The sequence below is a fragment of the Ramlibacter sp. AN1015 genome (assembly GCF_037726105.1).
GTDB lineage: Bacteria > Pseudomonadota > Gammaproteobacteria > Burkholderiales > Burkholderiaceae_C > Ramlibacter.
Map to the genome: position 1 here is coordinate 39,396 of NZ_JBBJUM010000017.1, position 13,415 is coordinate 52,810.

General features: G+C 65.9%; 14 protein-coding genes and 1 tRNA gene. 10 read left to right on the forward strand and 5 right to left on the reverse strand.

Translation table 11 applies throughout. From position 1 onward, the window contains the following. Positions 1–38: 38 nt before the first annotated feature. The 3 genes from rsxB to WG922_RS20095 all read right to left on the reverse strand — a co-directional run bounded on the left by rsxB (position 39) and on the right by WG922_RS20095 (position 3,549). Positions 39–698, reverse strand: coding sequence for an electron transport complex subunit RsxB (gene rsxB, locus WG922_RS20085; RefSeq protein WP_340284753.1), 660 nt, complete (start codon positions 696–698; stop codon positions 39–41). Continuing rightward, positions 695–2,011 (reverse strand): polyhydroxyalkanoate depolymerase, encoded by a 1,317-nt coding sequence (locus WG922_RS20090; RefSeq protein ID WP_340284756.1) that lies wholly within the window; start codon positions 2,009–2,011, stop codon positions 695–697. The genes rsxB and WG922_RS20090 overlap by 4 nt, the downstream gene beginning before the upstream one ends. A gap of 341 nt (positions 2,012–2,352) precedes the next feature. Beyond that, a complete protein-coding gene (locus WG922_RS20095; RefSeq protein ID WP_340284757.1) occupies positions 2,353–3,549 on the reverse strand; it encodes an amino acid aminotransferase in 1,197 nt (398 codons plus the stop codon). A gap of 130 nt (positions 3,550–3,679) precedes the next feature. Here WG922_RS20095 and uvrB point away from each other — a divergent pair, with 130 nt between their 5' ends. The 10 genes from uvrB to WG922_RS20145 all read left to right on the forward strand — a co-directional run bounded on the left by uvrB (position 3,680) and on the right by WG922_RS20145 (position 12,430). Further along, a complete protein-coding gene (gene uvrB / locus WG922_RS20100) occupies positions 3,680–5,785 on the forward strand; it encodes an excinuclease ABC subunit UvrB (RefSeq protein ID WP_340284759.1) in 2,106 nt (701 codons plus the stop codon). A 404-nt stretch (positions 5,786–6,189) separates the two neighbouring features. Further along, positions 6,190–6,726: a Fe-S cluster assembly transcriptional regulator IscR gene (gene iscR / locus WG922_RS20105; protein ID WP_340284761.1), complete on the forward strand. Its 537-nt coding sequence runs from the start codon at positions 6,190–6,192 to the stop codon at positions 6,724–6,726. A gap of 65 nt (positions 6,727–6,791) precedes the next feature. Further along, positions 6,792–8,012 (forward strand): IscS subfamily cysteine desulfurase, encoded by a 1,221-nt coding sequence (locus tag WG922_RS20110; protein ID WP_340284763.1) that lies wholly within the window; start codon positions 6,792–6,794, stop codon positions 8,010–8,012. A 37-nt stretch (positions 8,013–8,049) separates the two neighbouring features. Then, entirely contained in the window at positions 8,050–8,445 is a 396-nt protein-coding gene (gene iscU, locus WG922_RS20115) for a Fe-S cluster assembly scaffold IscU (RefSeq protein WP_340284764.1), read from the forward strand. An 8-nt stretch (positions 8,446–8,453) separates the two neighbouring features. Beyond that, positions 8,454–8,777, forward strand: coding sequence for an iron-sulfur cluster assembly protein IscA (gene iscA / locus WG922_RS20120; protein WP_340284766.1), 324 nt, complete (start codon positions 8,454–8,456; stop codon positions 8,775–8,777). A 10-nt stretch (positions 8,778–8,787) separates the two neighbouring features. Then, complete coding sequence (gene hscB, locus WG922_RS20125) at positions 8,788–9,306, forward strand: Fe-S protein assembly co-chaperone HscB (protein WP_340284768.1); 519 nt, start codon at positions 8,788–8,790, stop codon at positions 9,304–9,306. A gap of 4 nt (positions 9,307–9,310) precedes the next feature. Beyond that, entirely contained in the window at positions 9,311–11,170 is a 1,860-nt protein-coding gene (hscA, locus tag WG922_RS20130; protein WP_340284770.1) for a Fe-S protein assembly chaperone HscA, read from the forward strand. Beyond that, a complete protein-coding gene (gene fdx, locus WG922_RS20135; RefSeq protein ID WP_340284772.1) occupies positions 11,170–11,508 on the forward strand; it encodes an ISC system 2Fe-2S type ferredoxin in 339 nt (112 codons plus the stop codon). The genes hscA and fdx overlap by 1 nt, the downstream gene beginning before the upstream one ends. An 89-nt stretch (positions 11,509–11,597) precedes the next feature. After that, positions 11,598–12,329, forward strand: coding sequence for a DNA polymerase III subunit epsilon (gene dnaQ, locus WG922_RS20140; RefSeq protein WP_340284775.1), 732 nt, complete (start codon positions 11,598–11,600; stop codon positions 12,327–12,329). Positions 12,330–12,355: 26 nt separating this feature from the next. Next, a tRNA-Val gene (locus WG922_RS20145) sits at positions 12,356–12,430 on the forward strand. A gap of 210 nt (positions 12,431–12,640) precedes the next feature. Here WG922_RS20145 and WG922_RS20150 read toward each other — a convergent pair. After that, positions 12,641–13,009: a hypothetical protein gene (locus WG922_RS20150; RefSeq protein ID WP_340284777.1), complete on the reverse strand. Its 369-nt coding sequence runs from the start codon at positions 13,007–13,009 to the stop codon at positions 12,641–12,643. Next, entirely contained in the window at positions 13,006–13,218 is a 213-nt protein-coding gene (locus tag WG922_RS20155; RefSeq protein ID WP_340284778.1) for a hypothetical protein, read from the reverse strand. Before WG922_RS20155 ends, WG922_RS20150 begins: the two co-directional genes overlap by 4 nt. Between the last annotated feature and the right edge of the window lie 197 nt (positions 13,219–13,415).

The following is a 13,415-nucleotide window of genomic DNA, read 5'->3' on the forward strand; positions in this document are numbered from 1 at the left end:
CGTCCGTCGCGTCTTCCTGACCGAGCGGCTTCGTCTTTTCAGCCTCGCGCTTCGCGCCGGGCCCGTGCGCGCGCCAGGGCAGCTTCGATGACGGCCCGCTTGCGGTCGGCTTCCGCGCCTTCAGCACCGTGGGTCGCCGTGGGGAGGTCGGCCAGCTTGGCGCGGGCCTTGTCCTCCAGGCGCTCTTCGTGCTCGCGCGCTGTCCGCGCCAGCCGCTGCTGCCGCGCCGAGTAGCGCCGCAGAGCGGTGTCGGCCTGCTCGGGCGTCCATGCGTTCCAGCCGGTGCGTGCGCCGCTGGCGTTCACGAGTTCGATGCAATCGACGGGGCACACCGGCACGCAGAGCTCGCATCCCGTGCACCACGGCTCGATCACGGTGTGCATGTGCTTGTTGCCGCCGAGGATGGCGTCCGTGGGGCAGGCTTTGAGGCACAGCGTGCAGCCGATGCACCAGGCTTCGTCGATGACGGCCACGGTACGCGGTGCTTCGGTGCCGCGCTGCGTGTCCAGCGGCAGAGCGGGTCGGCCGGTGATGCACGCAAGGCGTTCGATGCCTTCGGCACCGCCGGGCGGACACTGGTTGATATCCGCTTCGCCACGCACGATGGCCTCGGCATAGCCGGCGCAATCCGGCCAGCCGCAGCGCGTGCACTGCGTCTGCGGCAGCGTGGCGTGGATGCGCCGGGCCAGCGGGCTCACGCCGCCTGGGTCTGGCCGCGGCCCTCGCGGGCGCGGCCGTCGGCCGGTTGTTCGTTGAACTGCAGGATGAATTCACGCACCTGCGGATACACGACATCGCGCCAGCGCCGGCCGCTGAAGATGCCGTAGTGGCCGGCACCCTTGACCTCGATGTGCTTCTGGCGCGCCTTCGGAACGTTCAGGCACAGCGCGTGCGCAGCCTCGGTCTGGCCGGCGCCGGAGATGTCGTCCAGTTCGCCTTCGACCGTGAGGTGGGCCGTGGTCGTGATGTCCTGCGGCCGCACGCGTTCGAGCTTGCCCTCGGGGCTGCGCACGTCCCAGGTACCGTGGACCAGCCGGAACTCCTGGAACACCACGCGGATGGTCTCGAGGTAGTAGTCGGCGTCCATGTCGAGGACGGCGTTGTACTCGTCGTAGAACTTGCGGTGGGCCTCGGCGCTGGCGTCGTCACCGGCGATCAGGTGCTCGAAGTAGTCGTAGTGGCTGGAGAGGTGGCGGTCGGGGTTCATCGCCACGAAGCCGGTGTGCTGCAGGAAGCCGGGATACACGCGCCGGCCGGAGCCCGGGAAGTTCTGCGGCACGCGATAGATCACGTTGTTCTCGAACCACTCGTAGCTCTTGTTCATCGCGAGGTTGTTCACCGCGGTGGGCGACTTGCGCGCATCGATGGGCCCGCCCATCATGGTCATCGTCAGCGGCGTGGTCTCGCCGCGCGAGGCCATCAGCGACACCGCCGCCAGCACCGGCACCGTGGGCTGGCAGACGCTCACGACGTGGCAGTTGCCATACTGCGCCTGCAGGTGGCGGATGAACTCCTGAACGTAGTTGACATAGTCGTCCAGGTGGAACTCGCCTTGCTCCAGGGGAACGGTGCGCGCGTTCTTCCAGTCGGTGATGTAGACCTTGTGGTCCTGCAGCATGGTGCGGACCGTGTCGCGCAGCAAAGTGGCGTAGTGACCCGACAGCGGCGCCACGACAAGCACCACCGGCTGCTTCTTCATCTCTTCGAGCTTGATCGGGTCGTCCGTGAAGCGCTTGAATCGGCGCAGCTCACAAAAGGGCTTGTCGATGGCGATGGATTCGTGGATCACCACATCCCCGGCGCCGATATTGACCGTCTTGATGCCGAACTCGGGCTTTTCGTAGTCCTTCCAGAGGCGGTACATCAGCTCGTAGCCAGCCGACACACGCTGCGCGAGCGGGTTGGTGCCGAAGGGCGTGAGCGGGTTGCTGTAGAGCTTGGCAGCGGCCTGAGCGAAATCCGCGAACGGTTCCATCAGCGAACGCTGTGCTTCATAAATCTGGTAGAGCATGGTCAGGGTCCGGTTGTGCAGTGCAATATAGCAGCCGCAGCTACTGACGAGCACCCAACTGCAGAGCTTACGCGAGCGACCGTGCTTCAGGTGAAGTACGTCACGGAATCTGACGGTTGGAGTTCAGCCGCCTGCGGAAATTCCGTTGGCGACCGGCATGGGGTGCGCGCGGCGTCGCAGGCGCTGGGACAGCCAGGCTGCCCGCCGCGGGCGGGGCAGGGCAGGTGCGCCTGCGCGGCGCACTGCAGGACGTTGAACGGAGGAGCGGCGCCAGGGCCGGGCGCCAGCCATGGCGGCCGGGGTCGCGTGGGCCCCGGGGTGCGGTGTGCCCGATCAGGCGGTCAGAGCACCTTGGCGATGGATTCGCATACGTAGTCGATGTTGTGCGAGTTGAGCGCCGCCACGCACATGCGCCCGCTGTCGGTGCCGTAGACGCTGAATTCGTCGCGCAGCCGCACCATCTGCTCCTTGTTCAGGCCGGAATAGCTGAACATTCCGATCTGATCGGTGATGAAGCCCATGTCCTGCTTGACCCCGGCCGCCTTGAGCTTCTCGACGAGCGCCAGACGCATCTGCTTGATGCGCAGGCGCATGTCGCCGAGTTCGCGCTCCCACAGGGCGCGCAGCTCGGGCGTGTTCAGCACCATCGCCACCACGGTGGCGCCGTGGATCGGCGGGTTGCTGTAGTTGGTTCGGATCATGATCTTCAGCTGCGACAGCACGCGCGATGCCTCGGCCTTGTCCTGGCACAGCACCGACAGCGCGCCGACGCGCTCCCCATAGAGGCTGAAGCTCTTCGAGAACGAGGTGGAAACGAGGAAGGTGAGGCCGGCGGCGACGAACTTGCCGACGACCGCGCCGTCTTCCTCGATGCCGTGGCCGAAGCCCTGGTAGGCCATGTCGAGGAACGGCGTCAGCCGGGCCTGGCGGCAGGCCTCGACCACCTCGTCCCACTGTTCGGGCGAGATGTCGTAGCCGGTGGGGTTGTGGCAGCAGGCGTGCAGCACCACGACCGTGCCAGCCGGAGCGCCGCGCAGGCTTGCCAGCATGCCCTCGAAGTTGATGCCGCGGGAGCGGGCGTCGTAGTAGGGATAAGTCTCGACCGTGAAGCCGGCCTGGCTGAACAGCGCGCGGTGGTTTTCCCAGCTCGGGTCGCTGATCAGTACCTTCGCGTCGCGGTCGAGCTTGCGCAGGAAGTCGGCGCCGACCTTGAGCCCGCCCGTGCCGCCGAGGGTCTGCACCGTGGCCGCCCGGCCGCTCTTGACGGGCTCGCTGTCGGCACCGAATACGAGGGTCTGCACGGCCTTGTCGTAGGCGGCGATACCGTCGATGGGGAGGTAGCCGCGCGGCTTGGGGCTTTCCATCATCTGCTGCTCGGCCTGGAGCACGCAGTGCAGCAGGGGCAGCTTGCCCTGGTCGTCGTAGTAGACGCCGACGCCCAGGTTGACCTTGTGGGGGTTCGGGTCGGCGTTGAACTGCTCGTTCAGACCGAGGATGGGGTCGCGCGGGGCCAGTTCGACGGCGGAAAACAGAGACATGGAAATCCTTTGAATGTGCCTGATGCCCGGGCTCGGTCCGGGTAAAGCCGGGTTGTTGTACGCTGCCCGGCCGCCCGCGATTTTATGCCGCCCGTCTGCGGCGCTTTCCTGTTGAAAGACCGCCTGCTCCATGCCTGAAGTCCTTGAAGTTCCCGCCGCCGATTCCGAACGAAAAGGCGAGTTCGTCCGCTATCCCGGCTCGCCATTCGAGCTGTTCCAGCCGTACCCACCGGCCGGGGACCAGCCCCAGGCGATCGACAAGCTGGTCGAGGGCGTGCAGGACGGGGAGGTCTTCCAGACGCTGCTGGGGGTGACCGGCTCGGGCAAGACCTTCACGATGGCCAATGTGATCGCGCGGCTGGGGCGCCCGGCGATCGTCTTCGCGCCCAACAAGACGCTGGCGGCGCAGCTGTACAGCGAGTTTCGCGAGTTCTTCCCGCACAACGCGGTGGAGTACTTCGTCAGCTACTACGACTACTACCAGCCCGAAGCCTACGTGCCGCAGCGCGACCTGTTCATCGAGAAGGACAGCTCGATCAACGAGCACATCGAGCAGATGCGGCTGTCTGCCACCAAGAGCGTGCTGGAGCGGCGCGACACCGTGATCGTGGCCACGGTGAGTGCCATCTACGGCATCGGCGCGCCGGAAGACTACACGCAGATGCGTTTCATCACGCGCGTGGGCGACCGCATCGGCCAGCGAGACGTGATCGCCCAGCTCATTCGCATGCAGTACACGCGCAACGAGCACGATTTCTCGCGCGGCACCTTCCGCGTGCGCGGCGACACCATCGACGTGTTCCCCGCCGAGCACAGCGAGCTGGCCGTTCGCCTGGAGCTGTTCGACGACGAGATCGAGTCGCTGCAGCTGTTCGACCCGCTCACCGGGCGCATCCGCCAGAAGGTGCCGCGCTTCACCATCTATCCGTCGAGCCACTACGTCACGCCACGCGAGAAGGTGCTCTCGGCGGTCGATTCGATCAAGCAGGAACTGAGCTCACGTCTCAAGGAGCTGGTGGACGCGGGCAAGCTGGTGGAGGCACAGCGCCTGGAGCAGCGCACCCGGTTCGACCTTGAAATGCTCAGCGAGGTGGGCCACTGCAAGGGCATCGAGAACTACACGCGACACCTCAGCGGCGCGCCGCCGGGGGCGCCGCCTTCCACGCTGACCGACTACCTGCCCAAGGACGCGATCATGTTCCTGGACGAAAGCCACCAGATGATCGGACAGCTGGGCGCCATGTACAACGGCGACCGCGCCCGCAAGCTCACGCTGGTCGAGTACGGCTTTCGCCTGCCCTCGGCGATGGACAACCGGCCGCTGAAGTTCGAGGAGTTCGAAGCGCGCATGCGCCAGGTCATCTTCGTATCGGCCACCCCCGCCGACTACGAGAACACCCACTCCGGCCAGGTGGTGGAGCAGCTCGTGCGCCCCACGGGCCTGGTCGATCCGGTGGTGGAGGTGCGCCCGGCCACACACCAGGTCGATGACGCTCTGCAGGAGATCCGCATTCGCGTCGAGAAGAACGAGCGCGTGCTGATCACCACGCTCACCAAGCGGATGGCCGAGCAGCTCACCGACTACCTCAGCGACAACGGCGTGAAGGTGCGCTACCTGCACAGCGACGTCGATACCGTCGAGCGTGTCGAGATCATCCGCGACCTGCGGCTCGGAACCTTCGACGTGCTGGTGGGCATCAACCTGCTGCGCGAGGGCCTGGACATTCCGGAGGTGTCGCTGGTCGCCATCCTCGACGCCGACAAGGAGGGCTTCCTGCGCGCGGAGCGTTCCTTGATCCAGACGATCGGACGCGCGGCGCGCAACCTCAACGGAAAGGCGATTCTCTACGCTGACCGCATCACGGCCTCCATGCGCAAGGCCATCGACGAGACCGAGCGCCGCCGCGCCCGGCAGATGGCGCACAACGAGGCGCACGGCATCACGGCGCGCAGCATCGTCAAGCAGGTGCGGGACCTGATCGACGGCGTCTACAGCGAGAAGGCGAGCAAGGAAGCCGAGCAGCAGGAGCTGCAACGTGCGCTGGCCCAGGACCTCTCCGAGAAGGACGTCGCCAAGGAGATCAAGCGCCTGGAAAAGCAGATGCTCGAGCACGCGCGCAACCTCGAGTTCGAGAAGGCGGCGCGGGTGCGCGACCAGCTCGCCGGGCTGCGCGAGCGCGCTTTCGGGGCGCCGGGACGCGACAACATCGTCGCGCTGCAGCCGGGGGGCCGCTGAGCCTGGAGCCAGCGCGCGCCGAACTCCCTGCCGCATTCGGGGTCGAAACTGGAGGACTCCGGTTTCAGGCTCTCCACCGCTGGACGAAATCAGACGGTTCAGCACGAGTTCGCGCGGTCCGGGAACCATCGATCCGCACTGAAGCACACCGTTGCGCACCGCCGGGCTTGTGATCCGGCAAGGGGTCGCCACCTGGGTGTCCAACGAGTCTCTTACCTGACAAAGGCGGTCGGACATCCGTTATACTTGACGGAAATTGTCAAGAACACACGGTGGGGCTGCCCGAGCACGGTGCCAGAGCCTGTGTGAGGGGCGGCCGATGCGCCGCAAGCAGGGTGGAGACGGGCCTCGACGGCAGTGGTCGCGGGGAGATCAGAAGTTTGGCAAAGCAGAAGGAGCTTGCGATGCGTCTCACAACCAAAGGCCGCTTTGCGGTCACCGCGATGATCGATCTGGCCCTGCGCCAGAACAACGGACCCGTCACCCTGGCGGCGATCAGCCAGCGCCAGCAGATTTCCCTTTCCTACCTCGAGCAGCTGTTCGGCAAGCTGCGCCGGCACGAACTGGTCGAGTCCACCCGCGGCCCCGGCGGCGGCTATACCCTCGGCCGCAAGGCCGCTGAAATCACCGTGGCCGACATCATCGTTTCGGTCGATGAACCGCTGGACGCGACCCAGTGTGGTGGCAAGGAAAACTGCACGGGCGACGGTGGCCGCTGCATGACCCACGAGCTGTGGTCGCAACTGAACCAGCGCATGGTCGAGTTCCTCGACTCGGTGACGCTGCAGAAGCTGGTCGATGACCAACTCGCCAAAGGCGTGCAGGTCGAGGACAAGCCGGCCGTCAAGCGCGCCATCTCCAGCGCCCCGGTGGTCAAACCCATCCGGGTGAACGCACCGAACTCGGTATTTGCGCTGGGCAACGCCCTCGCAAAGAACTGAGGCGCAACAAGACCTCCGCCAGAGAGCCACAGCCAGCCTTGAACGCAGTACCCAAGCCTCCAGCCATGGACACGACTCCCCATTTCCCGATCTACCTGGACTACGGCGCAACGACGCCCGTCGATCCGCGCGTCGTTGACGCCATGATTCCCTGGCTGCGCGAGCATTTCGGCAATCCGGCTTCGCGCAGTCACGCATGGGGCTGGGAGGCCGAGGCGGCCGTGGAGAAGGCGCGCGAAGAAGTGGCTGCCCTGATCGGGGCCGACCCGCGCGAGATCGTGTGGACCTCCGGCGCGACCGAGTCCGACAACCTGGCGCTCAAGGGTGCGGCGCATTTCTACAAGACGCGCGGCAAGCACCTGGTGACCGTCAAGACCGAGCACAAGGCGGTGCTCGACACCATGCGAGAGCTCGAGCGCCAGGGCTTCGAGGTGACCTACCTCGACGTGCAGGAAGACGGCATGCTCGATCTCGAGGCGTTCAAGGCGGCCCTGCGTCCGGACACCATCCTGGCCAGCGTGATGTTCGTGAACAACGAGATCGGCGTCATCCAGGACATCGCGACGCTCGGCGCGCTGTGCCGCGAGCGCGGCATCGTCTTCCACGTCGATGCGGCGCAGGCCACCGGCAAGGTGGAGATCGACCTGAAGACACTGCCGGTCGATTTGATGAGCCTGGCCTCGCACAAGACCTATGGACCCAAGGGTATTGGCGCGCTCTATGTCCGTCGCAAGCCGCGGGTGCGCCTGGAGGCGCAGATGCACGGCGGCGGTCACGAGCGTGGCATGCGCTCCGGCACGCTCCCCACGCACCAGATCGTCGGCATGGGCGAGGCTTTCCGCATCGCGCGGGAAGAGATGGCGCAAGACCGGGCCAAAGCCCGGTCGCTGCAGCAGCGGCTGCTTGAAGGCCTCAAGGACGTCGAGCAGGTCTTCGTCAACGGCAGCCTCGAGCACCGCGTGCCGCACAACCTCAACATGAGCTTCAACTTCGTCGAGGGCGAGTCGCTGATCATGGGGATCAAGGGCTTGGCGGTTTCGTCGGGCTCGGCCTGCACCTCGGCTTCGCTCGAACCCAGCTATGTGCTGCGGGCGCTGGGCCGCAGCGACGAGCTGGCCCACAGCAGCCTGCGCATGACCATCGGCCGTTTCACGACGGAGGCCGAGATCGACTATGCGGTCGAGTCGATCCGCAAGAACGTGCAGAAGCTGCGCGAGCTGAGCCCGTTGTGGGAGATGTACCAGGACGGCGTCGATCTCAGCACCATCCAGTGGGCCGCGCACTGAGCGCGCGCCCGCCGCACGTCATACAGGAGTAGAAAACATGGCTTATTCGGACAAGGTCGTTGACCACTACGAGAACCCCCGCAACGTCGGCTCGTTCGACAAGGGCGACGAAAGCGTCGGCACCGGCATGGTGGGCGCACCGGCATGCGGTGACGTGATGAAGCTGCAGATCCGCGTGAACCCGTCCACCGGTGTCATCGAGGATGCGCGCTTCAAGACCTACGGCTGCGGCTCGGCGATCGCGTCCAGCTCGCTCGTGACCGAGTGGGTCAAGGGCAAGACGTTGGACCAGGCCGCCTCACTCAAGAACAGTGAGATCGCCCAGGAGCTGGCGCTGCCGCCGGTGAAGATCCACTGCTCGATCCTGGCCGAGGACGCCATCAAGGCGGCGGTCGAGGACTACAAGAAGAAGCACGCAGCGCTCGGAGCGTGAAAGCAGAAATGGCTATTTCGCTGACTGAAGCCGCCGCGCGCCATGTCAACCGCTACCTCACCAAGCGCGGCAAGGGCGTGGGCGTGCGCCTGGGCGTCAAGACCACCGGCTGCTCGGGGCTGGCCTACAAGCTCGAGTACGTGGATGAGATCGCTCCCGAGGACGTGGTCTTCGAGGACCACGGGGTCAAGGTGCTGATCGATCCCAAGAGCCTCGCGTATATCGACGGCACGCAGCTCGACTTCGTGCGAGAAGGCCTGAACGAGGGTTTCAGGTTCAACAATCCCAACGAGCGCGACCGCTGCGGCTGCGGTGAGTCGTTCCGGGTCTGATCCATCGCGCGTGAAGCTCTCCGACAGCGATTTCGCCCTGTTCGGGCTGCCCGAGCGCTTCCACCAGGACCGCGCCGCCATCGATTCGCGCTGGAAGGAACTGCAGCGCGAGGCGCACCCCGACCGTTTCGCGGCGCAGGGCGCATCGGCGCAACGCGTGGCCATGCAGTGGTCTGTGCGTATCAACGAAGCCTACCGGCGTCTGAAGGATCCGCTGCGGCGCGCGTCGTACCTTTGCGAGTTGCGCGGCGCACCCATCGAGGCCGAGAGCAACACCGCCATGCCCTCGCAGTTCCTGCTGCAGCAGATGGCGTGGCGCGAGGCGCTTGACGAAGCGGGCAGCGAGGCCGAACTCGATGCGCTGGTGCACACGCTGGAGGATGCGCGTGTCGAAACGCTGCGCGTGATCGAGCAGGAACTCGACACCAACGGCGACGCCACGGCAGCGGCCCGGCAGGTGAGGGCGCTGATGTTCATCGAGCGCTTTGCCCACGACGTCGAGGCGCGATTCGACCAACTGGGACAATAGCGCCATGGCGCTCCTGCAGATTTCAGAACCCGGGCAAGCCCCCGATCCCCACCAGCGGCGCATCGCCGTCGGCATCGACCTGGGTACCACCCACTCGCTTGTGGCAGCGGTGCGCAATGGCGTGGCCGAATGCCTGCCCGATGCCCAGGGCCGCGTGATCCTTCCGTCCGTGGTGCGCTACCTCGAAGGTGGGGCGCGCGAGATCGGATATGCCGCGCTCGCCGCACAGGCCGAGGACGCGCAAGACACCATCGCTTCCGTCAAGCGCTTCATGGGTCGCGGCCTCGAAGACATCGCCGCGCGCGAGAAGCTGCCTTACCGCTTTGCCGACCAGCCGGGCATGGTCGCCCTGCAGACGCGCGCCGGCGTCAAGAGCCCGGTGGAGATCAGCGCGGAGATCCTGGCGACGCTGCGCTTTCGGGCCGAGGACACGTTCGACGATGACCTGTACGGCGCCGTGATCACCGTACCGGCCTACTTCGACGACGCGCAGCGCCAGGCCACCAAGGACGCCGCCCAGCTGGCGGGGCTGCAGGTGCTGCGCCTGATCAACGAACCCACCGCCGCCGCCATCGCCTACGGGCTGGACAACGGCAGCGAGGGCGTCTACGCCGTCTATGACCTGGGCGGCGGCACCTTCGACATCTCCATCCTGCGCCTCTCGCGCGGTGTGTTCGAAGTGATGGCCACCGGCGGCGACTCTGCCCTCGGAGGCGACGACTATGACCGGGCCCTGGCCGATCTGATGCTCGCGCGCCTGGGCATCGAGGCCGCTTCCGCGGGCGACAAGGCCGGCGTTCGCATGGCGGCGCGCGCCGCCAAGGAGGCGCTGACCGATGCGCAGCAGACCACGGCGCACGTGCGCCTGGGCGGGCGGGAGCTGCAGGTCGATGTGAGCCGGACCGACTTCGAGGCCGTCACGGCCGAACTCACCGCACGCACGATGTCCGTGGTGCGCAAGGTGCTGCGCGACGCTCGCCTGCGGCCGAGCGAGGTGCAGGGCGTGGTGCTGGTGGGCGGCTCGACCCGCATGCCGCAGGTGCGCGAAGCCGTAGGCTCTTTTTTCGCCCGCGAGCCGTTGATCAACCTCAATCCCGACGAGGTCGTCGCGCTCGGTGCGGCGATCCAGGCCAACCAGCTCGCCGGCAACGACGCGAGCGGCGACCTGCTGCTGCTGGATGTCATTCCGCTGTCGCTCGGGATCGAGACCATGGGGGGTCTCGTCGAGCGCATCGTCCCCCGCAACGAAACCATTCCCACCGCCAAGGCGCAGGACTTCACCACCTACCAGGACGGCCAGACCGCCATGGCCCTGCACGTCGTGCAAGGCGAGCGCGACCTCGTCCAGGACTGCCGCAGCCTCGCGCGCTTCGAGCTGCGTGGCATTCCGCCGATGGCCGCCGGTGCGGCCCGCATCCGCGTCACCTTCACCGTCGATGCAGACGGGCTCCTGAGCGTGAGTGCCCGGGAGCAGGCCAGCGGCGTCGAGGCCCGCATCGACGTCAAGCCCTCCTATGGCCTGAGCGACGAGCAGGTGGCCCGCATGCTGCAGGAGAGCTTCTCCACGGCCGAACAGGACATCAAGGCGCGCGCGCTCGCCGAAGCGCGCGTCGATGCCGAGCGCCTGCTGCTGGCCACGCGCAGTGCACTCGCTGTGGACGGCCACCTGCTGGAGGCCGACGAGCGCGCCGGCATCGAGGACGCCATGGCAAGCCTCACGCGTGTCGCCGAGCAAGCGGCCGAAGCCGCCGACATCGAGGCCGCGACCGAGGCCCTGGCGAAAGCGACCGAGTCCTTTGCCGCACAACGCATGAACCACAGCATCCAGAAGGCGCTTGCCGGCCGCAACGTGGAGAGCCTCTGATGGCCGTCATCAAGATCCTGCCCCATCCCGAGTACTGCCCGCGGGGCGCCGAGATCACCGCCTCGGCCGGCACCAGCGTGTGCGAAGCCTTGCTGGAGCACGACATTCCCATCGAGCACGCCTGCGACATGAGCTGCGCCTGCACGACCTGCCACGTCATCGTGCGCGAGGGCTTCGATTCGCTCGGCGAAATGGACGAATCCGAGGAAGACCTGCTGGATCGCGCCTGGGGGCTGGAGCCGAATTCGCGGCTGTCCTGCCAGGCCATCGTCGCCCAGAAAGACCTGGTGGTGGAGATTCCGAAGTACTCCATCAACCACGCCAAGGAAAAGCACTGAGACAGAGGTTTCGCGGGCCCCGGCACCGCGCACGACGGTGACAATTTAGAGGGTGGTTGGCTCAGCGGGAGCCCCTAGAATTGCGCTCCATGCGCCAGATCGTCCTCGACACCGAAACCACCGGCCTGTCCGCCGAAACCGGCGACCGCATCATCGAGATCGGCTGCGTGGAACTGGTGGGGCGCAAGCTCACCGGCAACAACAAGCACTTCTACCTGAACCCGGGGCGCGAGAGCCACGAAGACGCGCTGAAGGTGCACGGCATCAGCAACGAGTTCCTGCGTGACAAGCCGAAGTTCGGCCAGATTGCCGAGGAACTGCTGGACTACCTGCACGGCGCCGAGATCATCATCCACAACGCCGCATTCGACGTCGGGTTCCTGAACAAGGAACTCGAGCTGATCGGCAAGGCGCCCTTGCGCAGCTTCATCGGCAGCGTCACCGACACGCTGGTCATGGCCAAGGAGATGTTCCCCGGCAAGCGAAACAGCCTCGACGCGCTGTGCGACCGCCTTGGCGTCGACAACTCCAGCCGCACCCTGCACGGCGCGCTGCTCGACGCCGAGCTGCTGGCCGACGTCTACATCAACCTCACGCGCGGCCAGGACGCCCTCCTGATCGACCTTACACCGGCCGACACCGGCGTGCAGGGCATCGTCACGCAGATCGATCTCACCCGCTTCACGCTGCCCGTGCTGCTGGCCAGCGAACAGGAAACCGCTGCCCACGAAGACCTGCTCAAGCAGCTCGACAAAGCGAGCGGAGGCAAAACACTTTGGCGGCTCATCGGCGCCCAGAACGCTGCTGAACCTATGGCATAATCGCGGGCTTCCGTCGCACACGGAACGGGTGATTAGCTCAGCGGTAGAGCACTGCCTTCACACGGCAGGGGTCGCAGGTTCAAACCCTGCATCACCCACCATATAAACAAAGACTTACGGCACCTTCGGGTGCCGTTTTCGTTGGCGGTATGGAAAGAGTATGGAAAAGCGGCTGAAGAGTCCGCCGCCGGGCGAGAAGACGGCCAGCAGCTTCAAGGCCATGAGCCAGAAGATGCAGACGAATGCGAGGAAGGACGTGGCGACGCTGATGACGAAGGTTACAGCCCAAGTCTTCTTGAACCGGGCGTCATTCAGCAGAGGCTTGCCCGCCGTGCGCGGTGGCTGTTGAGCATGACGATGATCTCCCAGACGATGAACACGAGCAGAGAGGTGCCCACGAACAGCGCGGCAAGCGCGTGGAGCTTCGGACTGCCGCCGCTGCCGACTTGATTCCAGAGCGCGAAGAAGCCGGCATAGCCGATGCCCATGATGACGCTGGTGTACTTTGAGTGCTGTTCATACGGATTCTGGTTCATCCCGAACACCTGCTGATTGAGTCGGTTGATGTGCTGCCGGTGGCGTTCCGTCGCTCGCGCGGTTTCCTGAAGCCCTGCGCTCAGATCTCTGAACGCGCGGTCCACCGCCGCGGCATTCAGTTGCTGTCCGCGGGTCGAATTCATGGTTTGCACGCCCCCAGCGCGCTGCACTCTTTCACCAAGTTTTCGCGGCGGTCCTTCAGTTCGCGCTGCTTGGTGTCGCACCTGGCCGCGATGGCGGACATCTCGTTGGAGAGCGCCACCTCCCAAGTCGCACCAGCGAGGTTGTTGTTAGCCGAGAGCTTGCGCTGCTGAATTGCTGCGATCATCAAATGCGCAATCTGGCGCTCCATCGCTTGGATCTGCCCTCGCGAGAGATTGACTTCGTCACGCGCTCGATCACGAAAATCCCGCGGCATAGGTGGGGAAGGTGACGCCGAAGTCCACCTTGCCGAGGTAACTCAGCGCGACCCGGACTGGGTAGGCGCGGCCAAGGGCGCGCTCGTTGTAGTTCTTCACGCGCCCCGTGCGGGTGGGTGCCCGAGATAGC

Coding starts and splice junctions, on each gene's coding strand:
- WG922_RS20090 (WP_340284756.1), bottom strand. CDS start 2,011: ATGCTCTACCAGATTTATGAAGCACAGCGTTCGCTGATGGAACCGTTC.
- WG922_RS20095 (WP_340284757.1), bottom strand. CDS start 3,549: ATGTCTCTGTTTTCCGCCGTCGAACTGGCCCCGCGCGACCCCATCCTC.
- uvrB (WP_340284759.1), top strand. CDS start 3,680: ATGCCTGAAGTCCTTGAAGTTCCCGCCGCCGATTCCGAACGAAAAGGC.
- iscR (WP_340284761.1), top strand. CDS start 6,190: ATGCGTCTCACAACCAAAGGCCGCTTTGCGGTCACCGCGATGATCGAT.
- WG922_RS20110 (WP_340284763.1), top strand. CDS start 6,792: ATGGACACGACTCCCCATTTCCCGATCTACCTGGACTACGGCGCAACG.
- iscU (WP_340284764.1), top strand. CDS start 8,050: ATGGCTTATTCGGACAAGGTCGTTGACCACTACGAGAACCCCCGCAAC.
- iscA (WP_340284766.1), top strand. CDS start 8,454: ATGGCTATTTCGCTGACTGAAGCCGCCGCGCGCCATGTCAACCGCTAC.
- hscA (WP_340284770.1), top strand. CDS start 9,311: ATGGCGCTCCTGCAGATTTCAGAACCCGGGCAAGCCCCCGATCCCCAC.
- fdx (WP_340284772.1), top strand. CDS start 11,170: ATGGCCGTCATCAAGATCCTGCCCCATCCCGAGTACTGCCCGCGGGGC.
- dnaQ (WP_340284775.1), top strand. CDS start 11,598: ATGCGCCAGATCGTCCTCGACACCGAAACCACCGGCCTGTCCGCCGAA.
- WG922_RS20150 (WP_340284777.1), bottom strand. CDS start 13,009: ATGAATTCGACCCGCGGACAGCAACTGAATGCCGCGGCGGTGGACCGC.
- WG922_RS20155 (WP_340284778.1), bottom strand. CDS start 13,218: ATGGAGCGCCAGATTGCGCATTTGATGATCGCAGCAATTCAGCAGCGC.